We start from the raw sequence: 22,434 nt of genomic DNA, 5'->3' as shown, positions 1-22,434 counted from the left end.
GCCAGCGCTGGCAAATCCGTAGAGATACGACATCGAGCCAGGACGAGTTGGCTTGTTTTACCGGCCCGGCTGCGTTATAGACCCGCCCAAATCCGCACACCCTGAGATCTCTTGGACGGGCGCCGGCGCGCCGAAGGATATGCCATGAAAGCCGAAATTCACCCGGATTATCATACAATTACGGTCGTAATGACCGACGGCACCGAGTACCAGACCCGTTCCACCTGGGGCAAGGAAGGCGACAAGCTGAACCTCGATATCGACTCCAAGTCGCATCCGGCCTGGATCGGCGGCTCCCAGCAGCTGCTCGACCGCGGCGGCCGCGTGTCGCGGTTCCAGAAGAAGTTTTCGGGCTTCCTCAAGAAGGATTGATGCGCTCAATCACTTTCTTTTGAGCCCTGCTTTCTTCCGAGCCCACTGCCTTTGAGCCCAACGCAAAACGCCCCTGGTCAGGGGCGTTTTTGTTTGTCCGTGATCTCTTATGAGGCGCCGCTTACTGCTCGAACGCCTCCTTCAGGCGATTGAGCTGCGGCACCAGCGGATTGCCGACCGCCACCTGTTCCGTCATCTGGGCATGCATGGTGCCGTCGAGACGGCGGACCTTGGTCTGCAGCGCCATCGAACGGGCGATCAGATCCTGCAATTGTTGCGGCAGCTTTTCGATCATGTCGGCCGCGCCGGGATCGGCCGCGCTGAGCTTGACCTTGGTCTTTTCGCGATTGGCCTGAGTCAGCGTCATCTCGCCTTCCTTGACCGCACGATGCAGCAGGAGCCACGACGCCAATTGCATCAGGCGCGTGGTCAGCCGCATGCTTTCCGTCGCGTAAGTAAGGCCGACGGCACGGTCGAGCGCCTTGGCCTCGGTGCGGCCGGCCCCGTCGAGATAGGCCGCGGTTTCCTCGACCAGATCCATGCCTTCCCGGAACAAGGCACCAAACGCCGCGGAATTGGCCAGCCGTTCGCTGAACTGCACGAGAGCGGCTTCTCCTTGCGAACGGTCCGACATGGTTAACGCCTCACGCCACTGGTTACGCGACCGGCTTGGGAAGCGCCGGCTTATGATGAACAAATCATTGCGCGGGTGTGGACGAGAGTCCAGACACAAGACTTTTTATGGTTTCCACGAGGTGCGGTTATTCGAAAACCAACGCCCGGACGTCCGGTTTCGACACAATTTGGCGCGGATGCACCGACGCACAAAAAAGAGCCGCCGTTTCCGGCGGCTTTTGAAGTTGATAACAGGGAGGCGTCAAACAGAGTGGACAGGAGCCACTCGGTGTCCAAAGAGGACGCTTCCAGTCATACTCGGGAAAGCTTAACGGCTCGTAAACGAGCGATTTTCTTCAGGCTTTGTTTGCCATGTCGGCCAGTGGCCGAGTGCGGCATTGTCATGGCACGTTGGGGCTCCAACCCTCGCGACGACATCCGCCTGTGGTCATGGATTCCGGATCGCGTTCGCTCGCGCTCACTTGTCCGGGACGAGACATGGAGAGACCGGGTTCGAGAGATCGGGTTCAAATCGCTCACGACTTGAAAAGGCTGTTCGCCGCATCCTTCGAGGCGCGCTTCTTCGCCGCCGCCTGCCGCAGCCGCTCGATCTCCGACATCAACAGCGCGATCCGCTGGTCCAGTTCCTCGACCGACAACAGCGAAAGATCCTGCCCGATCTCGTGGCTGATTTTTTTCCTCGGCCGGTCGTCATCCTCGATCGCCATGCATCGTCCTCCCTTGATCCTCGTCCTGTCCTGATCCTCCGTTGGCCGACCGAGGCGGTTGTCAGCCGCAGCATGGCTGGCTAAGCAGGTAGCTCTTCCCGAATTCCCGCAAGGACAAATCATGGAAAAGCTGCCTTCGCAAATGACCGTCATCGGCATCAGCAAGCCCGGCGGACCGGAAGTGCTGCTGCCCGAAACCCGCGCGGTGCCGGTGCCCGGTCCGGGCGAAATCCTGGTCAAGGTGGCGGCTGCGGGCGTCAACCGGCCCGATGTGGCGCAACGCTCTGGCAGCTACCCGCCGCCGCCGGGCGCCAGCGACCTGCCCGGCCTGGAAATCGCGGGCGAAGTGGTCGCGATCGGCAGCGGCGCCAAGCGGCACAAGATCGGCGACAAGGTGATGTCGCTGGTCGCCGGCGGCGGCTACGCGCAATATTGCATCGCCCAGGACGGCCAGGCGATGGCGGTCCCGCCGTCACTGTCGATGCAGGAGGCCGGCGCGATTGCCGAAACCCTGATGACGGTCTGGCACAATGTGTTCGAACGCGGCGGGCTGAAGGCCGGCGAGACGCTGCTGGTCCATGGCGGCTCCTCCGGCATCGGCACCATGGCGATCCAGCTGGCCAAGGCCTTCGGCGCCAGCGTGATCGTGACCGTCGGCTCCCAGGAAAAAGCCGACGCCTGCCTCAAACTCGGCGCCGACCACGCGATCAACTACAAGACCCAGGACTTCGTCGCCGAGGTCAAGACCATCACCGGCGGCAACGGCGCCAATGTCATCCTCGACATGGTCGGCGGCGATTACATCGACCGCAATTATGACGCGGCCGCGGTCGAAGGACGCGTGGTCCAGATCGCGTTTCTCAATGGCCAGCCCAAGGCCACCGCCAATTTCGCCAAGCTGATGATGAAGCGCCTGCATCACACCGGCTCGACACTGCGTCCCCGTAGTAATGCGGATAAAGCGGCGATGGTCGCGGCCATCGAGGCCAAGGTGATGCCGCTGCTGCGCGAAGGGCGCATCAAACCGCTCATGGACAGTACATTTCCGCTGGAAAAGGCCGCCGACGCGCATCGGCGCATGGAGACCAGCGAACATATTGGCAAAATTGTGTTGCTGACCTGACGCTTGTGAACCAAGCGTTACTGGAAAGCCTTTGTTTTCCCTCGCTTTCATGTCATTTATCGCAGCAACATTGGGCAACCTGCTTCGCCCATCGCGGTCGTTGAAAGCGGAGAACTGACTTTGCGCCTACTCAGGTGCCTTGCGCCGCTTGCGTTGGGCCTCATGATGTTTGCTGCCACGCCGGCGCGTGCGCTTGACGCCGTCAGCGTCCGCAGCGACGCGCCCGCGATCGATCTGACCGGTGTACTGGAGCATCAGCACAGCGACACCGACCGCATCCAGGTTTCGACCGCGCCCGGCACCGACGGCATCGTCCGGCGCATCGAAGTCCGCGCCCGCGAAGGCGGCCAGAACTGGGTGGTGTTCGCGCTCGCCAACAACACCGACGACCAGCTCGATCGCCTGATCGTCGCGCCGCATTACCGCATCGTGTCGTCGGGACTGCTGTGGCCCGATCTCGGACTGTCGCGCATCGCGACCATCACGCCGTCGGCCGGCGACCGTCCCGAACGCCAGGAAAGCCCGACCGCGGACATCTTCCGCATCACCCTCGACCCCGGCGCCGTCATCACCTTCGTCGCGGAATTGCGCACCGACAAGCTGCCGCAGCTCTATCTCTGGGAACCCGACGCCTACAAGGACAAGGTCAACTCCTTCACCCTGTACCAGGGCATCGTGATCGGCATCTCCGGCCTGCTGGCGCTGGTGCTGACCATCCTGTTCGTCGTCAAGGGCAGCATCATGTTTCCCGCCGCAGCGGCGCTGGCCTGGGCGGTGCTGGTCTATATCGGCGTCGATTTCGGCTTCTGGGGCAAGGTGCTCGACATGTCGAACAACGCCGAGCGCGTCTGGCGCGCCGCCGGCGAAGCGATCCTGGCCGCGACGCTGCTGGTGTTCCTGTTCGCCTATCTCAATTTAAGCCGCTGGCACGTACGCTATTCTCACATCACCATCGGCTGGCTGGTGTTTCTCGGATCGCTGGTGGCGCTGGCGCTGTTCGATCCGGCGGTCGCCTCGGGCATCGCGCGGATATCGCTGGTGCTGATCGCCTTCGCCGGCTTCGCCCTGATCGTCTACCTCTCGACCCACGGCTTCGACCGCGCGGTGCTGCTGATCCCAACCTGGTTCCTGCTGGTGGTCTGGGTGGTGGCGGCCGGCATGACCGTCGCCGGCAGCGTGACCAACGACATCGTCGGCCCCGCTCTGCTCGGCGGCCTGGTCCTGATCGTGATGCTGATCGGCTTCACCGTCATGCAGCACGCCTTCGCCGGCGGCGGCGCCACCAATGGCGTGGTCTCCGATGTGGAGCGGCGCGCGCTGGCGCTGACCGGCTCCGGCGACCTGATCTGGGACTGGGATGTCGCCGCCGACAAGGTCTTTACCAGCCCCGAGACCGAAACAATGCTCGGGCTGAAACGCGGCACGCTGGAAGGCCCCGCCGCGAAATGGCTCGAAGTGCTGCATCCGCTCGACCAGGACCGTTTCCGCGCCGCGCTCGACAGCGTGCTCGACCAGCGCCGCGGCCGGCTGGTGCAGGATTTCCGCCTGCGCACGCCCGACGGGCATTTCATGTGGTTTGCGCTGAAGGCCCGGCCCGTGGTCGGCTCCGACGGCGAAGTGTCGCGCGTGGTCGGCACGCTGACCGACGTGACCGACATCAAGAACGCCGAGGAACGCATGCTGCACGATTCGGTGCATGACAACCTCACCGGCCTGCCGAACCGCAAATTGTTCATCGACCGCCTGAACGCGGTGGCCAATTTCGCCAAGACCATGCCCAGCCTGCGGCCGACGCTGATGGTGATCGACCTCGACCGCTTCAAGCAGGTCAACGATTCCGTCGGCATCGCGGTCGGCGACTCCATTCTGCTGACGCTGGCGCGGCGGCTGACCCGCATCCTGAAACCGCAGGACACGCTGGCGCGGCTGGCCGGCGACCAGTTCGGACTGATCCTGATGTCGGAGCAGGATCCGGCGCGCATCACCGCCTTTGCCGAGACCATCCGCAAGACCATCCGCGCGCCGATCGCCTTCAACGACCGCGAGATCTTCCTGACCGCGTCCATCGGACTGGCGCTGAGCGACCCGCAGACGCAGCTCACCGAAGAGATCATCAAGGACGCCGAGCTTGCGATGTATCATTCCAAGCGGATCGGCGGCGACCGCATCGACGTCTACAAGCCGGTGATGCGCTCGCGCAAGACCGACCGGCTGACGCTGGAATCCGAATTGCGCCGTGCCATCGAGCGCGAGGAAATCTCCATCCTGTACCAGCCGATCGTGCGGCTGGAAGACCGTTCGATCGCCGGCTTCGAAGCGCTGGCGCGCTGGGATCATCCGAAGCTGGGGCGGATGTCGCCGTCGGAATTCATCTCCATCGCCGAAGAAATCGGCCTGATCGTCGATCTCGGCATGTTCGTGATGGACCGCACCGCCAGGCAGCTGTCGATCTGGCAGCGCGCGATGCGCTCGCGCGAGCCGATCTTCGCCAGCGTCAACGTTTCCTCGCGGCAATTGCTGCGGCACGATCTGATCCACGACATCCGCACCGTGCTGTCGCGCTCCTCGGTGGCGCGCGGCACGCTGAAGCTTGAATTGACGGAATCGCTGGTGATGGAAAATCCGGAACATGCGGCGCAGATGCTGACACGAATCCGCGAGCTCGGCACCGGATTGTCGCTGGACGATTTCGGCACCGGCCATTCGTCGCTGGCCTACCTGCAACGCTTCCCGTTCGACACCATCAAGATCGACCAGTCATTCGTGCGCACCACCAACCGCGGCACCAGGCCGGTGATCCTGAAATCGATCATCGCGATGGCCCACGACCTCGGCATGGACGTGGTCGCCGAAGGCGCGGAAACCGATTCCGATGCGGTCGAGCTCTATCAGCTCGGCTGCGAATACGCACAGGGCTTTGCCTTCGGCGAACCGATGGACGCCGACGCCGCGATGCGGCTATTGACCGAAGAACGGCTGGAAGCGGCGAGCTAGAGAGAATGCAAGCTGGATAGAATGGTCGTCATTGCCGGGCTTGACCCGGCAATCCATCCCTTTCGAACGATGCATTTTGCGAAGATTGATGGATACGCAGCTCAAGCCCGCGTATGACAACAACGCCCCTACTTCATCCGCTTGAATTTGACGTTCTTGCCGTCGGCCAGGCGCGTGGCGACATAGCCGCCGGCAAGACAGGCCTCGCGCTGCGGCATTTTTTCCTGCGGACTGCGCAACGTGTCCCACCATGACGCCCGCTGCGCGGCCCGCGGCAGCGCAGCGCCGATGATCTCCTCGATCTGATCGAAGCTCAGGACCAATTCCGGCAGGGTCTGCCGTTTCAGATAATCGCGCAGCGCATCATAGTCGTTCACGTGTATTCCCGAACCGTGTCATGAATTAAAAACCATCGCACGCTGTTGCGCAGCATTGGCGCGGTTACAGCAACCTAGCGTTAACCGATTAATGCGCCGCTGTCGTCACTTTAGCCGTCGGCGACGATTCCCGGTGCATAATGCAGGGGGGATCGGGAGCAATCGATGGCGCTTGGACGGCACAACAATACGGGTAGTCGGCTTTCCAGCCGGCCCCGGCGGCTATCCGCCAAATGGCTGATCCTGTCCTCCATCGTGACGGTGATCGGCTTCTCCGTGATCTGCGCCAGCGTCGTATTCGACATGCGGCGCGGCGAAGAAGCGCTGGCCCGCCAGACGCTCGATAACCTTGCATCGAGCATTGACGCCGATATCAGCCGCAATCTGGAGCTTTACGACGTCTCGCTGCGCGCGGTCGCCGGCAGCCTGGTGATGCCCGAACTCAAGGATGTCAGCAAACCGATCCGGCAGTTGATCCTGTTCAACCAGGCCGCGAGCGCGAAACATTTTGGCGCGATCGAGGTGTTCGACCCGGAGGGACGGCTGACGATCGACGCCTCGACGCTCGATCCGCCCGCCGAAGACCGCAGCGACGAGGAATATTTCTCCATTCATCGCGACCATCCCGACGTCGGCCTGTTCATCAGCCGTCCGATGCTGCATCGCGGCTCCTATGCCATCGTGCTGAGCCGGCGCATCACCGGCGCCGACGGGCGCTTTCTCGGCGTGGTCGTGGGTTCGATCCGTTTCAGCTATTTTCACGAGCTGTTCAGCCGGCTCCGGCTCGGTCCGTCCGACAGCATCACCGTGGTGCGCCGCGACGGCACCGTGATCATGCGAACACCGTTCGACCTCGACGTCATCGGCAAGAACATCGGCGACGTGCCCGGCGTGAAGCGAGCGCTGTCCGAACCGAGCGGATCGTATACAGGCCTGAGCGTGCTGGATAGCGAACGGCGGCTGTATGTCTGGCGCGATAGCACCAATCCGCTTGTCGTTATCGTGGGCAAGCCGTGGCGCGACCTGCTGAACCTCTGGCAGGAGGAAGCTGTCCGCATCGGCGCCACCATGACGGCGCTGGTCCTGTTCATGCTGGCCGTGACGCTGTTCCTCGCGCGCGAGATCGGCCGCCGGGCGCAGGCCGAGGACAAGCTCGAGGAACTCGCGACCACCGACGCGCTGACGGGCCTGAAGAACCGGCGCAAGTTCGACGCCACGATCGACGAGGAATGGCGCCGCGCGATCCGCCAGCAGATGCCGCTCGCGCTCCTGATGATCGATGCCGATCATTTCAAGACCTATAACGATACGTTCGGCCATCAGGCCGGCGACCAGGTGCTGATCGGGATTGCTATCTGCATCTCGGATTCGGTGCATCGCGCCGGCGATTGCGTCGCGCGCTATGGCGGCGAGGAGTTCGCCGTGCTGCTGCCGGGGCTCGCGCCCATGGATGCGCTGACGGTGGCCGAAAAAATCCGGCTCAAGGTCCAGCAATGGTCCGATGGCTCGCAGCAGATCAACACCGTCAGCATCGGCGTCGCCAGCATGATTCCCGGCGCCACGACCGACTGGTGCGACCTGGTGCGGGCCGCCGACAAGGCGCTCTACGCCGCCAAGGCCAACGGCCGCAACCAATCGGCGCTGGCCAGCGTTCCCGAGCTGACATTGGCGGCTTGAGCGGCCGGCCGGCGGATAATGACGGATTGAAAATCCGGCCCCGCGCTACTTCTTCAGATATTTCTCCATTGCGGCACGCAGGCCGTCGCGCAGATCGTCGCGCGCCAGACCGAAGGCGATGTTGGCGCGGAGGAAGCCGGCCTTGGAGCCGCAATCATGGCGCTCGCCCTCGAACTCGACGCCGTAAAATTTTTGTTGTTTGGCGAGCCCGATCATCGCGTCGGTGAGCTGGATCTCGCCGCCGGCGCCGCGCTCCTGAGTCGCCAGGATGTTGAAGATTTCCGGCTGCAGGATGTAACGCCCGGTGATCGAAAGATTCGACGGCGCGGTGCCCTTTGCCGGCTTCTCCACCATGCCGTCGACCTCGAATATCCTGCCGTCGCGCTTGCCGACGCCGCAGATGCCGTATTGATGCGTGAGATGGTCCGGTACGGCCTCCACCGCGATCAGATTCGATTTCTCGCCGAGCTTGTTGGCGGCCTCGATCATCTGGGCCAGGCAACCAGGCGCATTCAGCACCAGTTCGTCCGGCAGCACGACCGCGAACGGCTCGTTGCCGATGATGTCGCGCGCGCACCATACCGCGTGGCCCAATCCGTGCGGCGCCTGCTGCCGCGTGAAACTCACGGAACCGGCCTCCGGCTGGTCGCGCGCCAGGATTTCCATCTCGGTCTTCTTGCCGCGCGCCGCCAGCGTGGTGTCGAGCTCGAACATGCGGTCGAAATGATCCTCGATCACGCCCTTGTTGCGGCCGGTGACGAAGACGAAATGCTCGATGCCGGCTTCCTTCGCCTCATCCACGACATATTGGATCAGCGGCTTGTCAACGATGGTCAGCATTTCCTTGGGCATCGCCTTGGTGGCGGGCAAAACGCGGGTGCCGAGACCGGCGACCGGGAAAACGGCTTTACGGATTTTCATGGGATTATCGTTGTGCCTCGAAAAGCGTACGGAAAACGGGTTTAATGGCATGTTGGTAGCCGTTTTACGGCCATGAACAAAGACGCATGTATGGCTCCCTTTGCCGCAGAGTTAAGGCCGGGCGGGGCCGGACGGGACGACTGACAACAAAAAAACGCCTTTGTTAAGCTGGTGGAAACCGCAGCTGGGCCTCCTGAGGGCGGGGGCGTGTCGGGCGGTGCAGGTGGGAACATGACGCGACGGACGGGACGGTTGGCGAACGGGCGGATGGTTGCGGTCACGCTCGCGGCGGCATTGCTGCTTGGCGGCGAGGCGCAAGCGCAATCGTCCGGCGGCGGCCCTTTCAGTTTCCTCAGCAACATCTTCACCGGTTCGGGCTCGAATGGAGCTCAGCCGACGGCCCCCGTCGGCAACGGCGCAACACAGGCCTGGAGCGGCGAGAACGGCGCTTCCGGCCATCCGCTGATGACCGCAAGCGCGATCCGCGACGCGGCTGCGAATTTCGACAACTGCATCGCCTCGATGTGGCCCGACGCCGCGCGCCGGAACATCTCGCAGGAAAGCTTCCAGCGCTTCACCGCGGGGCTTTCGCCCGACCTTCACATCATGGATTTCCTGGATTCGCAGCCGGAATTCACCAAATCGGTCTGGGATTATCTGGATATTCTGGTGAACGACAACCGTCTCGCCAAGGGCCGCGATATCCTCGCCAAATACAAGCCGCAATTCGACGCCGCGGAAACGGCCTATGGTGTCGACCGCCACGTGATCGCGGCGATCTGGGGCATCGAATCCAATTACTCCACCCAGGTCGGCGACCGCAGCGTGCTGCAATCCACCGCGACGCTGGCCTGCATCGGCCGCCGGCAGGCCTATTTCAAGGATGAATTCCTTTCGGCGCTGGAAATCCTGCACCACGGCGATCTGCGGCCTGAACAGTTGCGCGGCTCCTGGGCCGGCGCGTTCGGGCCAACCCAGTTCATGCCGACCGCGTTCAAGCGCTACGCCGTCGATGCCGATGGCGACGGCCGCCGCGACGTGGTCGACGATCCCGCCGACCTGATCGCCTCCACCGCCAACAACCTCAAAAAGGACGGCTGGCAGCCCGGCGAGACCTGGGGCTATGAGGTCGTGGTACCGCCCGGCTTCAACTACATGCTGGCGGACCGCGCCAAGCTGATGACGCTTTCGCAATGGGAACATCTCGGGCTGAAACATGCCGACGGTAAGCCGTTCCTGCATCCGGCCGAGAAGGCCTATCTGCTGGCGCCGGCCGGCGCCGAGGGCCCAGGCTTCCTGATGCTGCAGAATTTCCGGGTCATCATGAAATACAATCCGGCGGAAGCCTATGCGCTGGCGATCGGCCATTTCGCCGACCGCCTGCGCGGCGGCGCGCCGTTCGTGCAGCCCTGGCCGCGGCAGGAACGCGAATTGTCGCGCGCCGAACGGCTGGAACTGCAACAATTGCTGTCCGAACGCGGCTTCTATCGCGGTACTCCCGACGGCCAATTCGGCGGCGAGACCCGGAACGCCCTGCGCGGGTTCCAGGCCTCCATCGGCGCGCCGGCGGACGGATTTGCCTCCGCCGACGTGCTGGAACGGCTCCGGGGCCACTGAATAAGGCCCGCCGGATTAGCGCTCGAATGCGGGGGCCGGTAACCCTGGAACACACGATGTCTGCGCCACGCCCTTGACGGCCGCGCATACGGCCCGATCTATCGTCTGATGGAACCGCCCGCTTACAGCCAGATTCTGTTAGTATAAAAGCACTCAGACCTTCATCGCCGACCGGTGCGCATGGCCAAGCCCAAGCCCTTTCCGCCCAAGCTTCCGACCGGGTTCTCATCCCGGTCCTTTTTCCGGGTGTTCACCGCAAGCGGCCCGCTGATCGCGTTGGCCGTCGCGACGATGGTGCTGCTCGGAGTGGCCGGACCGGCTTCCGCCCAGTTCTTCGGCTTCGGCGGACCATCGCGGCCACAGCCGCGTGGCGGCGGTTTCTTTGGCGGCGGGGGCTGGTTCGGCGGCGATGTGTTTGCGCCATTCCAGCAGCAGGCGCCAAAGCGAACCGTCCGCGAGGATTATTCCAAGGCGCCGCCGCCGGAGAAACACGACACCGTGCCGGAGCGCAACATCCTGGTGCTGGGCGACGCCATGGCCGACTGGCTGGCCTACGGTCTCGAGGACGCCTATGCCGACCAGCCGGATATCGGCGTCCTTCGCCGGCACAAGACGGTTTCCGGCCTGATCAGATATCAGCCCAAGGGCGATCCCGCGGACTGGGCCGCCGCCGCCAAGGGGATTCTCGCCACCGAGAAGCCGGAGGTCATCGTCGTGATGCTCGGGCTCAACGACCGCATGGCGCTCCGCGAACCGGCGGCCGATAAATCCGACGACAAGTCGACCGACAAAAAGAAGAAAGACGCCCGTGCCAAACCCAACGGACCGGCGGATACCGCGGCGAAGCCGGATGACAAAGACAGCGAATTGTCGCCGGAGGATTCCGACAACGGCGATGTGCCGCCGGCCATCGCGCCGGAGAAGAGCGCGCGCTCACCGAACGGCGTCTATGAGTTTCGCGAGGAACGCTGGGTCGAACTCTACAGCAAGAAGATCGAGGAGATGATCGGCGTCCTGAAGTCGAAAGGCGTGCCGGTGGTGTGGGTCGGGCTGCCCGCGATACGCGGCCCCAAGGGCACATCGGATATGCTGTTCCTGGACGCGCTGTATCGGGACGCCGCCGGCAAGGCCGGCATCACCTATGTCGATGTCTGGGACGGCTTCGTCGACGAAGCCGGCCGCTATTTGCAGCAGGGCCCGGACTTCGAGGGCCAGATGCGGCGCCTGCGCTCCTATGACGGCGTGTTCTTCACCCAGGCCGGCGCGCGCAAGCTTGCCCATTATGTCGAGCGCGAGGTGACGCGGCTGCTGGCGGCCCGCTCCGGGCCGATCGCGCTGCCGACCGAGCCGGGAATCCCCGATGCCAATGCACAGCCCGGACAACCGGCGCCGCGCCCGCTGGCGGGCCCGATCCTGCCGCTGGTCGCCTCTTCGGTCAGCAGCGATCAATTGCTCGGCGGCCCCGGCTCGCGGCCGGCCGCGGTGGACGCGCTGGCGGCACGGACGCTGGTGAAGGGCGAGCCGCTGGCTCCGCCGGCCGGCCGCGCCGATGACTTTACCTGGCCGCGCCGCGAGATCGGACGCGAGCCGGCCAAGGAGCCGGCGAAGGGCGAAGCGCCGGTCGCCTCCGTCGCTCCGGATGCGACGACCGCGGCGGCTCCGGCCGTCACGCCGGCGGGGACTCCTGCTGCCGCGACGCCGCCAAAACCAAAGAAGACGCATGGCCCCGCCGCTCAGTCGGGCCCGCCAGACTCGGCGGGGAATTTCTTCGGATTTGGAAATGGGCCGCGCCAGCCGCAAGGACCGCGATCACCGCGTCCTCCGGAGAATGTCGGCCGCGCGGCATCAGCGCCGGACTTCTTTACGCGGTAGCCGGCTTTTTCAAGCGATCGCGGTTTTCCGCAACGACAGATCTCCGCGCGCGGCGGGCTTGTTGCGCGTTGACATCGTTCAACCGGAGAGTAGCTTTTAACGAAACGGAGCGGAACAAACCGCCCGACTCGGCCGGGAGAGACGCCATGCCTGTCGCGATCCGCCAGCTTCATCCGCATTTCGTCGGCGAGGTCAGTGGCGTCGATCTGCGGCAGAAGCTGACGCCGCGGGAGGCCGCCGATATCGAAGCCGGCATGGACCAATATGCCGTGCTGATTTTCCACGGCCAGGACATCACCGACGAACAGCAATTGGCTTTCGCGCGCCATTTCGGCGAGCGCGAAAATGCGCATGGCGGCAATGTGACCAGGAAGGAAGATTACCGGCTCACCTCCGGCCTCAATGACGTCTCCAACCTCGGCAAGGACGGCAGGCCGCTGCCCCGCGACCACCGCACCCATCTGTTCAATCTCGGCAACTGTCTGTGGCATTCCGACAGTTCGTTCCGGCCGATTCCGGCAAAATTCTCGCTGTTGTCGGCGCGCCTCGTGAACCCCAAGGGCGGCAACACCGAATTCGCCGACATGCGCGCGGCCTATGACGCGCTCGACGACGAAACCAGGGGCGAGATCGAGGAGCTGATCTGCGAGCACTCGCTGATATATTCACGGGGATCGCTGGGCTTCCTCGACTACAGCGAGGAAGAGAAGCGGCTTTTCAAGCCGGTGCTGCAACGCCTGGTCCGCACCCATCCGGTGCATGGCCGCAAGTCGCTGTATCTGTCATCGCATGCCGGCGGCATTATCGGGATGACGATGCCGGAAGCGCGGCTGCTGCTACGCGATCTGACCGAACACGCCACGCAGCCGGAATTCGTCTATGTCCACCGATGGACGCTGCACGACCTCGTGATGTGGGACAACCGCCAGACCATGCACCGCGTCCGCCGCTACGACCAATCCCAACCGCGCGACATGCGCCGCGCGACCGTTGCCGGCACCGCGCCGACGGTCGCGCAGCAGGCGGCGGAATAGACATAGACTCGGGCCATAGCGTTTTCGAGCGAAGTGGACACCGGTTCGCGTGAAGAAAACGCATCAAAACAAATATGAGAGCCCGGTTCTGTTCAGTCAGAACCGATAAGGCTCTAAGACGAACGGTGCGGCGACACGTCCGATGTCATACGCGGGCTTGACCTGCGTATCCATCTTCAAAAACGCATCTTTCGAATTGGATGGATTGCCGGGTCAAGCCCGGCAATGACGAGCAAAGCCAAGTGGCCCGAAAGCTACGCGTGCCCCGCATTGGTGGACAGCATGCCCGGATCGACGCCGATCTTGCGCAGCGCCCGGATATATTTTTCCTCGATGTCGCCGCCGAAGATCAGGTCAGGATCGGCGTCGCAATGCAGCCAGCCATTGTGCTGGATTTCATTTTCGAGTTGCCCCGCCGCCCAGCCGGCATAACCCAGCGCCAGGATCGCGTGCTTGGGCCCGACGCCCTTTGCGATCGCCTTGAGAATATCCACGGTGGCGGTCAGGCTGATTCCGTCATCGATGTTCAGCGTCGCGTCGTCGATGTAGAAATCGCTCGAATGCAGCACGAAGCCGCGGCCGGTCTCGACCGGGCCCCCCTTCATCACCCGCATGGTCTCGGCGTTTTCCGGCAGCGTGATCTGGTCGGCCTGGTCGATGATGTCGAGCTGCACCAGCAGGCCGGGAAAATCGATGCTGCCGGCCGGGCGATTGACGATGATGCCCATCGCGCCCTCGGAAGAATGGGCGCAGAGATAAATCACCGACCGCTCGAAACGCGGATCGTCCATGACCGGCATGGCGATCAGAAGCTGGCCATCGAGATAGCCGCAACCCGGCGGATTCTCGCCACGGATGGCGACCTTCCGGCCAGACGTCCTCGGTCTTTTTCCTTCAGGATTCATCCGAAGGCCCTCTTGCTGATTCATATCCTGATATTGGGTGACGGCGCTGTCAATCAAGCACTGGGCCGCCTTTAGTCATACATCACACGCAATTCAGTGGTCTGCGACGCTATCGACCTTTAGAGAATGTCACATGATCACCATAGTTCCCAGGCGCGCCGCACTTGGTTTCATCGCGACGCTGTTGGCGTCTTTGCCGGCGATCGCGGTACACGCCCAGGATGCCTCGCCGTGGCAGGCCGACGGACATTCCGCGGTTCGTCTGCTGGCGGGTTCGCGCAGCGGCTCGGTGCTGCTCGGCGGCATCGCCTTCCAGCTTCAGCCGGGATGGAAAACCTATTGGCGGACTCCCGGCGATTCCGGCGTACCCCCGCGCTTCGACTTTTCCAAGTCCGAAAATATCGAAGCCGTGACCATTCTGTGGCCGGCCCCGACCAAGTTCGACGATGGCGCGGGCGGTCACTCGCTCGGCTATCACAATCAGGTCGTGCTGCCGCTGCGGATCGTCGCGAAAAACACCGACAAGCCGGTGACGCTTCGCGCCGCCATCAATTACGCGGTCTGCGAGAAGCTCTGCATTCCCGTCGAGGCCAATGCCGAACTTCCCTTTACCAGCGTGGCGAGCACCGAGGACAATGCGCTGTTCGCCGCCCTCGACACCGTGCCGAAGCCTGCCAATGTCGGCGATCCCAATCCGCTGACCATCCGCGACGTCAAGCGCGACGGAAAATCAGCCGTACTGGTCGACGTGGTCGCACCGCCGGACGCCAAGGACGTCAATCTGTTCGTCGAAGGACCGACGCCGGAATGGGGATTGCCGGTCCCGAAACTGCTCGAACATGGCCCGCCCGGCATCAAACGTTTCTCCTTCGAGCTCGACGGACTGCCTCCGGGCACGAATCCCGACGGCGCGGCGCTCAAGCTGACGCTGGTCGGCGACGAACATTCCTACGAATTTAATATCAATCTGGAGTAGGCCCATCCCAGATGGGCTCTCCTCTATCGTCATTCCGGGGCGATGCGTCAGCATCGAACCCGGAATCCAGAGGTTCCGGGTTCAGCCCTACAGGGCTGCTCCGGAACGCCGCGCGAGAAGGCACCCAACCGAATCTTAAGGAATCGTTGCTAGGCCGGGCCGTCGCCGCTTCCGGCGGCAGCTCTTCGGAATTTGTTCTGTCGACGTGATGGATGCGCAATCCGCAGCAACTTTGCCGACCGGCGCGATCGCGCGGCTGCGTTCGTTGCTGCGCGGCCTGCTCGACGGGTCGAGCGAAGCGTCGGTAACGAAACGGCTTGCCGGCACCATCTTCATCATCCGTGTCCTGAGCGCCGGCCTTGCCTATCTGTCGCAGATCCTGCTCGCGCGCTGGATGGGCGGTTCGGACTACGGCATCTATGTCTATGTCTGGACCTGGGTGCTGCTGCTCGGCAGCATGATGGATTTCGGCATCTCGGCGTCGGCGCAAAAGATCATTCCGGAATACCGCACCGGCGGCCAGCATGCACTGCTGCGCGGCTTCCTGTCCGGCAGCCGCTGGATGACGTTTTGCGTATCGGGCGCCATCTCGCTCCTCCTGGCCGCAATCGTGAAAAGCCTGTCGCCGTGGATCGGCGGCGGTGAGATCGTGCCGCTCTATGTCGGCTGCCTGACGCTGCCGGCCTTCGTGGTCGCCAATACCCAGGACGGCATCGCACGCTCGCACGACTGGATGCGGCTCGGCCTGATGCCGCAATTCATCGTCCGTCAGGCGCTGATCATCGGATTGACCGCGGGCGCCTTCGCGCTCGGCTTCCACCTCGGCGCCACCGTTGCGATGCTCGCCAGCGCCGCCGCGGTGTGGATCGCCATGATCGGGCAGATGATCGTGCTGAACCGCAGGCTCGGCCGCCATATCGAGCCGGGACCGAAGGCCTATGATATACGCGGCTGGCTCGCGATTTCGCTGCCGATCCTGCTGGTGGAAAGCTTTTATCTGCTGCTCTCCTACACCGACGTGCTGGTGTTGCAGCAATTCCGCTCGCCGGAGGAAGTCGGCGTCTATTTCGCGGTGGTGAAGACGCTGGCGCTGGTGTCCTTTATCCACTACGCGATGTCGGCGACGACGGCGCACCGTTTCGCCGAATATCACGCGCTCGGCGACAAGGAACGGCTGTCCGCCTATGTCGCGTATGCGATCAAATGGACGTTCTGGCCGTCATTGGCCGCGACCGCCGTGCTGCTGGCGCTGGGCAAACCGCTGCTGTGGTTGTTCGGATCGCGATTCGTCGGCGGCTACGACATCATGTTCGTCGCCGCCATCGGCCTGGTGGTCCGCTCCGCGATCGGCCCGGTCGAGCGGCTGTTGAACATGCTCGGCCATCAGAAAATCTGCGCATTGGCCTATGCGCTGGCCTTCGTCATGAATGTCGCGCTCTGCGTCGCGCTGGTGCCGCGTTTCGGCGGTCATGGCGCGGCAGCCGCGACCTCGATCTCGCTGACGTTCGAGACCATGATGCTGTTCTGGATCGTGCGGCAGCGGCTCGGGCTGCACGTGCTGGCGTTCGGGAAGAACTGAGCCTCGCAGCGTCATGCCCGGACTTATTCCGGGCATCCATATTTTCCAATTGCTGCAGAAACGAAGTCGTGGATGGCCGGGTCAAGCCCGGCCATGACGATGTTCGGGCTACTCCGCAGTCCAGCCGCCGTCGATCGACAGGTTGGCGCCGGTGATCTGCGCCGCGTCGTCGCCGCACAGGAACAGGGCCAGCGCGGCGACCTGCTCGGACGTCACGAATTCCTTGGTCGGCTGCGCATCCAGCAGCACGTCCTTGATGACCTGTTCCTTGGTCATGTTGCGCGCCTTCATGGTTTCCGGGATCTGGTGCTCGACCAACGGGGTCCAGACATAGCCCGGGCTGATGCAGTTGCAGGTGATCTTGAAGGTCGCGACTTCCAGCGCCACCGTCTTGGTCAATCCGGCGATGCCGTGCTTGGCCGACACATAGGCCGACTTGAACGGCGAGGCCACCAGCGAATGCGCCGATGCGGTGTTGATGATGCGGCCCCAGCCGCGCTTCTTCATGCCGGGCACGGCGGCGCGGATGCCGTAAAACGCCGACGACAGGTTGATCGCGATGATCGCTTCCCATTTCTCCGGCGGAAATTCCTCGATCGGCGACACGAACTGGATGCCGGCATTGTTGACGAGAATATCGACCGAGCCGAAGGTCTTTTCGCCGAGCGCAACCATTTCGGCGATCTCGGCCGGCTTGGTCATGTCGGCGGGCGAATGCACCGCCTTGACCTTGAAATCGGTCTCGATGCCGGAGCGTTCCTTCTCGATGTCGGCGGGCACGCCCATGCCGTTGAGGACGATATTGGCGCCTGCGCCTGCAAAGGCGCGCGCATAAGCCAGCCCGATGCCGCTGGTCGAACCGGTCACCACCGCAGTCTTGCCTGTCAACGTACCCATCATTTCCGCTCCTGTTTGTCTTCGGGGCTCACGGTACCATCCCCCGTCAGATCGTAAGTCACCATGGTTTCGCCGGTTTGAGGCCGTTCTAGCCATTCTTCATGACGCATTGACAAATGAACGTCGCGAACGCCCGCGCCCCAATGCTCGACCATTCCGAAATGGGAAAAATCATAATCCTTGGAAGAGGATTCGTAATTCTTGCTGCGATAGATCAGATGTACCACCGTGACGGTGTTTTCCTTGGCGGCTTCGCGCAGATAAACCACCGACGGATCGTTTTTCAGATCCTCCGGCAATTTGCCGATCAGCTCGCGCAACGCCTTGCGGGCGTTATGAACCTGCTTGTTCTTGTCGGTGTTCATGCGCGTGCGGCTGGAAAAGCGGATGTCCTTTTCGCGCTCCGCCGCTTCCAGTATCGAGGTCGGCAACGGCCCCCGCGCGCTGAACAGGTCGACCTGGAAAATCAAGAGATCCTCGCTGGTCTCTTCATCCAGCACATAGTCGAGCGGCGTGTTGGAGGCGATGCCGCCGTCCCAATAATGCTCGCCCTCGATCTCGATGGCGGGAAAGCCCGGCGGCAGCGCGCCGGACGCCATGATGTGTTCCGGGCCGATCTTCTTGCCGATCTTCTTGAACTCGATGTTATCAAAATAGGTGAAATTGCCCGTCGTAACGCTGACCGCGCCGACGCTGAGCCGGGTCTTGAGATCGTTGATCCGGTCGAAATCGACCATGCGCTCCAGCGTCTTTTTCAGCGGCGCGGTATCGTAATAGCTCAGGCCTTGCGAACTGCCCTGCGGCCACAGCGGCGCCGGCGGAATGCGCGGGGTGAAGAAGCCGGGAACCCCGAAGGTTGCGATCAGGGCGGCGCTGGCCTCGTTGAAGACCGTGCGCCCGCGGTCGCTTTTCACGATCGGATTCCAGGGCACCGGCGACGACACCAGTTCCCAGAATTCCTTCAGGCGCGCGACGCGTTTTTCCGGCGCATTGCCGGCGATGATCGCGGCGTTGATGGCGCCGATCGAGATCCCGGCGACCCAATCGGGCTCGAAATCAAAATGAGACAGCGCCTGATAGGCGCCGGCCTGATAGGAGCCGAGAGCGCCACCGCCTTGCAGAACAAGCACACGCCGCGCCTTGGCGGGCGTCCTTGCCGGGGCTGGGTCGGAAATATCCGTCATTACTTCCGATTAAATATCCAAAGACAACGTACCGTGGCGACAGTTCTCGCCGGCGTCAATCCGTGAAAAATCACGGGGATCACGCGAAAGTCATCGCTGGTCGGTTGATGCAAGAATGAGCGTCCAGAACACCTTGTATTTGGTATTGGGAGCATAGCTGGCAGCAATGCCCATTTTTGTGACACCGTTTTTAAGCATGTTTTCCCGGTGCGGCGGCGAATCGCGCCAGCCCGAGAAAGCCTCCGCCATGGTGTGGTAGCCGGCCGAGATGTTTTCGACCGCAAGCGTCGCCGGATAGCCGGCCTCGCCCAGCCGCTTGGACAGCGGTGCCCTGACATCGTGATCCATCTTGTTCTTGGCCGCCATCGCCTGTGATTGCGATTCCGCAAGCTGCATCAGCGCGGGATCGATCGTCACGCCGCCGAGGCCGTTATTCTGCCGGTATTGCGAAATCATCGACGCCGCCACCTGCGCATCGAGCTTCGCGCCCGGCTCGGCCATATTGGCATACATCGCCGGCTGTTCGGTGACGGTGTTGTCCGCGGCACAGCCGCCAAGCAAGAGAGTTACGAGAATCGCCGCCGCAGCCCGCATGAACCAGCCCCAAATTGACGGGCCGTTGTTGCATACCAACCATGGCTGAATAGTGAACGCGAGGGGCCGATCTCCCCGCCGTCATTCCGGGACAATGCAGAGCATCGAACCCGGAATCTAGGAATTGTGGCGCGAAATTCCCCGATACGCAATTGCGCATCTGAGGCCTGGTCCTTTCGGAGCATCGCGGAATGACGAATGGTCAATCCTGGGCCGCGAAAATCCGGTAACGGCGGGGTTGCAGGCCGATCAGATCGCCGGCTTGCAGCGCCCGGTCCCGCGGCGCATCGATCTCGATCACCGTTTTGCCTTCGCCGGCGCAAAGCGCGACTTCGGCCCGCTGCACCGGGCCGAAGCTGCGGACATGCGCGACCGTACCCTCCAGCGAACCGCTGCCGGCCGGACCGACCTGCATGTCGTGGCGGCGGATGAACAGTTTCGAGGCCCCGCACGCCGCGCCGTCGGCGGAAATATCCAACAGCGGCCTGCCGCCCAGCCGCACACAGCCCTGGCTGACCTCCACCGGCAGCACGATCGATTCGCCGATGAAGCCGTGGACGAAGGCCGTCGCCGGATTGTCATAGACCTCGCTGGGGGTTCCGATCTGCACGATCCGGCCCCTGTCCATCACCACCACCCGGTTGGCGACTTCCAGCGCTTCTTCCTGGTCATGGGTGACGAAGATCGATGTCACGCTGATTTCCGAATGCAGCGAACGCAACCACTGCCGCAATTCCTTGCGCACCTTGGCGTCGAGCGCGCCGAACGGCTCGTCCAGCAGCAGAATGCGCGGCTCGATCGCCAGCGCGCGGGCCAGCGCGATGCGCTGGCGCTGGCCGCCGGAGAGCTGGTTCGGGTAGCGATCCGACAGCCAGCCGAGCTGCACCAGGTCCAGCAATTCCTTCACCCGCGCGCGAATGCCGGCCTCGTTCTTGCGAATGGCGCGCGGCTGTACGCGCAGCCCGAAGGCGATATTTTCGAATACCGTCATGTGGCGGAACAGCGCGTAATGCTGGAACACGAAGCCGACATGGCGCTCGCCGGCGCCCTGGGCCAGCGCGTTCTCGCCGTTGAACGAAACCTCGCCGGCGTCCGGCCAGTCGAGGCCTGCGATGATCCGCAACAGCGTGGTCTTGCCGGAACCTGACGGCCCCAGCAGCGCCAGCAACTCGCCATCCGCGACCTTGAGATCGACGCCGTCGAGCGCGGTAAACGCGCCGAACTTCTTCACGATATGCTTGAGTTCAATCGTCACGCAGCAACTGTCCTTCGTCCAGACGCCGCTCCAGAACGGTCTTCGCCACCAGCGTCACCAGAGCCAGCATGGCCAGCAGCGAGGCGATCGCGAACGACGATACGAACTGGTACTCGTTATAGAGGATCTCGACCAATAGCGGCATGGTATTGGTCTCGCCGCGAATATGGCCGGAAACGACGGATACCGCGCCAAATTCGCCCATCGCCCGCGCATTGCACAACAGCACGCCATAAAGCAGGCCCCATTTGATATTGGGCAGAGTGACGCGGAAGAAGGTTTGCAGGCCGGACGCGCCAAGCGAGATCGCGGCTTCCTCTTCCTGGGTGCCCTGCTCCTGCATCAGCGGAATCAGCGCCCGCGCCACGAACGGAAACGTCACGAAGATCGTGGCCAGCGTGATGCCGGGCACCGCGAACAACACGTGAATGTCGTGGCCTTGCAGCCACGGCCCGAAATAGCCCTGCGCGCCAAACAGCAGCACGAAGACAAGACCCGAAATCACCGGACTCACCGAGAACGGCAGATCGACCAGCGTGATCAGGAAGGTCTTGCCGGAAAAGTCGAATTTGGCGATCGCCCAGGCCGCCATCACGCCGAACACCAGGTTGGAACCGACCGATATCGTCGCGACCAGGAGCGTCAGCCGGATCGCGGACAGTGCTTCCGGATCGGACAGCGCCGCAACATAGGCGCTGACTCCCCTGGAGAACGCCTGTGCAAACACGACCGCCAGCGGCAGCACGACGAACACGGTGAGAAAGATCAGCGCAGTCGCGATGATGACGATGCGCATCGGTCTCGGCTCGGTACGCAAATCCACCCGCGGCGCGGACACTGTCAATTGTTGCAGGCTCATCCGGGACAGCTCTCAATGCGTGGGGATTCGGGTTTGCGCCCAGCGCTGCAACCGGTTGACCGCAAAGATGATCAGGAACGAGGCCACCAGCATCACCACGGCGATCGCGGTCGCATCCGCATAGCGGAATTCCGACAGCCGGATCACGATCAACAGCGGGGCGATTTCCGAGACGTTCGGCAGATTGCCCGCAATGAAGATCACCGAGCCGTATTCGCCGATCGCGCGGGCAAACGCCAGTGCGAAGCCCGTGAGCAGCGCCGGGATCAGGCTCGGCAGGATCACCCGGAACACCGTGTGCCAGCGGCTAGCGCCGAGGCTCGCCGCCGCCTCCTCGATTTCGGGATCGAGGTCGATCAGCACCGGCTGGACCGTCCGCACCACGAAAGGAATGCCGATGAAGATCATGGCGATGAAAATCCCGATCGGCGTGAACGCGACCTTGATGCCAAGCGCCGCCAGCGGCGCGCCGAGCCATCCCTGCTGCGCGAACAGCGAGCTCAGCGCGACGCCCGCGACCGCGGTCGGCAGCGCGAACGGAATATCGACGATGGCGTCGAACAGGCGGCGGGCCGGAAAGCGGTATCGCACCAGCGCCCAGACGATCACCGTTCCCATCACCAGATTGACGAGGGCGGCGGCGAATGAAAGCCCGAACGATATCTTCAGCGCGTTCAGCGTGCGGCGGCTGGTGACGATGCCCCAGAACTGATCGAGGCTCAGTTCAAACGTCTTGAGGAAGAGACCGGCGAGCGGGATCAGGATGATGACGGAAAGCCATGTCAGCGTCAGTCCCATGGTGAGACCGAACCCCGGCAAGGTGCTGCGTCGTCCGGCCGTTGCGCTCACGACGAT

Annotated in this window: 20 protein-coding genes; 9 read left to right on the top strand and 11 right to left on the bottom strand. The window is 63.1% G+C overall.

Features of this window, described 5'->3' with window-relative positions; genetic code table 11:
• Positions 1-144 precede the first annotated feature (144 nt).
• Positions 145-372 carry a 50S ribosomal protein L31 gene (gene rpmE / locus HB630_RS17320; protein WP_213773481.1) on the top strand — a complete coding sequence of 76 codons (228 nt, stop codon included), beginning with the start codon at positions 145-147 and terminating at the stop codon, positions 370-372.
• Between the two features lie 121 nt (positions 373-493).
• Here the strand turns inward: rpmE and HB630_RS17315 are convergent, their stop codons facing one another.
• Together HB630_RS17315 and HB630_RS17310 are read right to left on the bottom strand one after the other, a co-directional pair.
• Entirely contained in the window at positions 494-1,006 is a 513-nt protein-coding gene (locus tag HB630_RS17315; RefSeq protein ID WP_213773480.1) for a DUF1465 family protein, read from the bottom strand.
• Between the two features lie 517 nt (positions 1,007-1,523).
• Entirely contained in the window at positions 1,524-1,715 is a 192-nt protein-coding gene (locus HB630_RS17310; RefSeq protein WP_213773479.1) for a DUF1192 domain-containing protein, read from the bottom strand.
• Positions 1,716-1,836: 121 nt separating this feature from the next.
• Between HB630_RS17310 and HB630_RS17305 the strand changes: the two genes are divergently transcribed.
• Both HB630_RS17305 and HB630_RS17300 read left to right on the top strand, forming a co-directional pair.
• Complete coding sequence (locus tag HB630_RS17305; RefSeq protein ID WP_213773478.1) at positions 1,837-2,838, top strand: NAD(P)H-quinone oxidoreductase; 1,002 nt, start codon at positions 1,837-1,839, stop codon at positions 2,836-2,838.
• Positions 2,839-2,958: 120 nt separating this feature from the next.
• Positions 2,959-5,832, top strand: a complete 2,874-nt coding sequence (locus tag HB630_RS17300; RefSeq protein WP_213773477.1) for an EAL domain-containing protein — start codon at positions 2,959-2,961, stop codon at positions 5,830-5,832.
• A 128-nt stretch (positions 5,833-5,960) separates the two neighbouring features.
• Here HB630_RS17300 and HB630_RS17295 read toward each other — a convergent pair whose 3' ends face one another.
• Positions 5,961-6,209 (bottom strand): hypothetical protein, encoded by a 249-nt coding sequence (locus HB630_RS17295; RefSeq protein ID WP_213773476.1) that lies wholly within the window; start codon positions 6,207-6,209, stop codon positions 5,961-5,963.
• A 165-nt stretch (positions 6,210-6,374) separates the two neighbouring features.
• Between HB630_RS17295 and HB630_RS17290 the strand changes: the two genes are divergently transcribed.
• Positions 6,375-7,886, top strand: a complete 1,512-nt coding sequence (locus HB630_RS17290) for a diguanylate cyclase (protein WP_213773475.1) — start codon at positions 6,375-6,377, stop codon at positions 7,884-7,886.
• Positions 7,887-7,931: 45 nt separating this feature from the next.
• Here HB630_RS17290 and galU read toward each other — a convergent pair whose 3' ends face one another.
• Positions 7,932-8,807 (bottom strand): UTP--glucose-1-phosphate uridylyltransferase GalU, encoded by an 876-nt coding sequence (gene galU, locus HB630_RS17285; RefSeq protein WP_213773474.1) that lies wholly within the window; start codon positions 8,805-8,807, stop codon positions 7,932-7,934.
• 267 nt (positions 8,808-9,074) lie between these two features.
• Between galU and HB630_RS17280 the strand changes: the two genes are divergently transcribed.
• The 3 genes from HB630_RS17280 (at position 9,075) to HB630_RS17270 (ending at position 13,330) form a co-directional block, all read left to right on the top strand.
• Positions 9,075-10,424, top strand: a complete 1,350-nt coding sequence (locus HB630_RS17280) for a lytic murein transglycosylase (RefSeq protein ID WP_213773646.1) — start codon at positions 9,075-9,077, stop codon at positions 10,422-10,424.
• Between the two features lie 180 nt (positions 10,425-10,604).
• Positions 10,605-12,296 (top strand): SGNH family hydrolase, encoded by a 1,692-nt coding sequence (locus HB630_RS17275; protein WP_213773473.1) that lies wholly within the window; start codon positions 10,605-10,607, stop codon positions 12,294-12,296.
• Between the two features lie 146 nt (positions 12,297-12,442).
• Positions 12,443-13,330 (top strand): TauD/TfdA family dioxygenase, encoded by an 888-nt coding sequence (locus HB630_RS17270; protein ID WP_213773472.1) that lies wholly within the window; start codon positions 12,443-12,445, stop codon positions 13,328-13,330.
• Positions 13,331-13,584: 254 nt separating this feature from the next.
• Here HB630_RS17270 and HB630_RS17265 read toward each other — a convergent pair whose 3' ends face one another.
• Positions 13,585-14,235 carry a YqgE/AlgH family protein gene (locus HB630_RS17265; RefSeq protein WP_213773471.1) on the bottom strand — a complete coding sequence of 217 codons (651 nt, stop codon included), beginning with the start codon at positions 14,233-14,235 and terminating at the stop codon, positions 13,585-13,587.
• Between the two features lie 133 nt (positions 14,236-14,368).
• Here HB630_RS17265 and HB630_RS17260 point away from each other — a divergent pair, with 133 nt between their 5' ends.
• Positions 14,369-15,211, top strand: coding sequence for a protein-disulfide reductase DsbD domain-containing protein (locus tag HB630_RS17260; protein WP_213773470.1), 843 nt, complete (start codon positions 14,369-14,371; stop codon positions 15,209-15,211).
• 208 nt (positions 15,212-15,419) lie between these two features.
• Positions 15,420-16,790: an oligosaccharide flippase family protein gene (locus HB630_RS17255; protein WP_213773645.1), complete on the top strand. Its 1,371-nt coding sequence runs from the start codon at positions 15,420-15,422 to the stop codon at positions 16,788-16,790.
• A 108-nt stretch (positions 16,791-16,898) separates the two neighbouring features.
• Here HB630_RS17255 and HB630_RS17250 read toward each other — a convergent pair whose 3' ends face one another.
• The 6 genes from HB630_RS17250 to cysT all read right to left on the bottom strand — a co-directional run bounded on the left by HB630_RS17250 (position 16,899) and on the right by cysT (position 22,428).
• Positions 16,899-17,687 (bottom strand): 3-hydroxybutyrate dehydrogenase, encoded by a 789-nt coding sequence (locus HB630_RS17250; protein WP_213773469.1) that lies wholly within the window; start codon positions 17,685-17,687, stop codon positions 16,899-16,901.
• Positions 17,687-18,871 carry a DUF3734 domain-containing protein gene (locus HB630_RS17245; RefSeq protein ID WP_213773468.1) on the bottom strand — a complete coding sequence of 395 codons (1,185 nt, stop codon included), beginning with the start codon at positions 18,869-18,871 and terminating at the stop codon, positions 17,687-17,689. The genes HB630_RS17250 and HB630_RS17245 overlap by 1 nt, the downstream gene beginning before the upstream one ends.
• A gap of 90 nt (positions 18,872-18,961) precedes the next feature.
• Positions 18,962-19,465 (bottom strand): CAP domain-containing protein, encoded by a 504-nt coding sequence (locus tag HB630_RS17240; protein ID WP_213773467.1) that lies wholly within the window; start codon positions 19,463-19,465, stop codon positions 18,962-18,964.
• A 202-nt stretch (positions 19,466-19,667) separates the two neighbouring features.
• On the bottom strand, positions 19,668-20,720 hold the full coding sequence (locus HB630_RS17235; protein ID WP_213773466.1) for a TOBE-like domain-containing protein: 1,053 nt from the start codon (positions 20,718-20,720) through the stop codon (positions 19,668-19,670).
• Positions 20,710-21,579 (bottom strand): sulfate ABC transporter permease subunit CysW, encoded by an 870-nt coding sequence (cysW, locus tag HB630_RS17230; RefSeq protein WP_213773465.1) that lies wholly within the window; start codon positions 21,577-21,579, stop codon positions 20,710-20,712. Before cysW ends, HB630_RS17235 begins: the two co-directional genes overlap by 11 nt.
• Before the next feature lie 12 nt (positions 21,580-21,591).
• The gene (gene cysT, locus HB630_RS17225) at positions 21,592-22,428 is read right to left on the bottom strand and encodes a sulfate ABC transporter permease subunit CysT (protein ID WP_213773464.1); all 837 of its coding nucleotides are present in this window, start codon (positions 22,426-22,428) and stop codon (positions 21,592-21,594) included.
• Between the last annotated feature and the right edge of the window lie 6 nt (positions 22,429-22,434).

The organism is Bradyrhizobium sp. dw_78, from assembly GCF_018449525.1.
Taxonomy (GTDB): Bacteria; Pseudomonadota; Alphaproteobacteria; order Rhizobiales; family Xanthobacteraceae; genus Bradyrhizobium.
This window is presented reverse-complemented; position numbering and strand designations above follow the sequence as displayed.

Excerpts from the sequence above, each read along its gene's own strand:
- HB630_RS17315 (WP_213773480.1), bottom strand. The coding sequence starts at position 1,006 with ATGTCGGACCGTTCGCAAGGAGAAGCCGCTCTCGTGCAGTTCAGCGAA.
- HB630_RS17280 (WP_213773646.1), top strand. The coding sequence starts at position 9,075 with ATGGTTGCGGTCACGCTCGCGGCGGCATTGCTGCTTGGCGGCGAGGCG.
- HB630_RS17270 (WP_213773472.1), top strand. The coding sequence starts at position 12,443 with ATGCCTGTCGCGATCCGCCAGCTTCATCCGCATTTCGTCGGCGAGGTC.
- HB630_RS17290 (WP_213773475.1), top strand. The coding sequence starts at position 6,375 with ATGGCGCTTGGACGGCACAACAATACGGGTAGTCGGCTTTCCAGCCGG.
- HB630_RS17305 (WP_213773478.1), top strand. The coding sequence starts at position 1,837 with ATGGAAAAGCTGCCTTCGCAAATGACCGTCATCGGCATCAGCAAGCCC.
- HB630_RS17260 (WP_213773470.1), top strand. The coding sequence starts at position 14,369 with ATGATCACCATAGTTCCCAGGCGCGCCGCACTTGGTTTCATCGCGACG.
- HB630_RS17245 (WP_213773468.1), bottom strand. The coding sequence starts at position 18,871 with ATGACGGATATTTCCGACCCAGCCCCGGCAAGGACGCCCGCCAAGGCG.
- rpmE (WP_213773481.1), top strand. The coding sequence starts at position 145 with ATGAAAGCCGAAATTCACCCGGATTATCATACAATTACGGTCGTAATG.
- cysW (WP_213773465.1), bottom strand. The coding sequence starts at position 21,579 with ATGAGCCTGCAACAATTGACAGTGTCCGCGCCGCGGGTGGATTTGCGT.
- HB630_RS17255 (WP_213773645.1), top strand. The coding sequence starts at position 15,420 with ATGGATGCGCAATCCGCAGCAACTTTGCCGACCGGCGCGATCGCGCGG.
- HB630_RS17240 (WP_213773467.1), bottom strand. The coding sequence starts at position 19,465 with ATGCGGGCTGCGGCGGCGATTCTCGTAACTCTCTTGCTTGGCGGCTGT.
- HB630_RS17265 (WP_213773471.1), bottom strand. The coding sequence starts at position 14,235 with ATGAATCCTGAAGGAAAAAGACCGAGGACGTCTGGCCGGAAGGTCGCC.
- HB630_RS17310 (WP_213773479.1), bottom strand. The coding sequence starts at position 1,715 with ATGGCGATCGAGGATGACGACCGGCCGAGGAAAAAAATCAGCCACGAG.
- galU (WP_213773474.1), bottom strand. The coding sequence starts at position 8,807 with ATGAAAATCCGTAAAGCCGTTTTCCCGGTCGCCGGTCTCGGCACCCGC.
- HB630_RS17275 (WP_213773473.1), top strand. The coding sequence starts at position 10,605 with ATGGCCAAGCCCAAGCCCTTTCCGCCCAAGCTTCCGACCGGGTTCTCA.
- HB630_RS17250 (WP_213773469.1), bottom strand. The coding sequence starts at position 17,687 with ATGGGTACGTTGACAGGCAAGACTGCGGTGGTGACCGGTTCGACCAGC.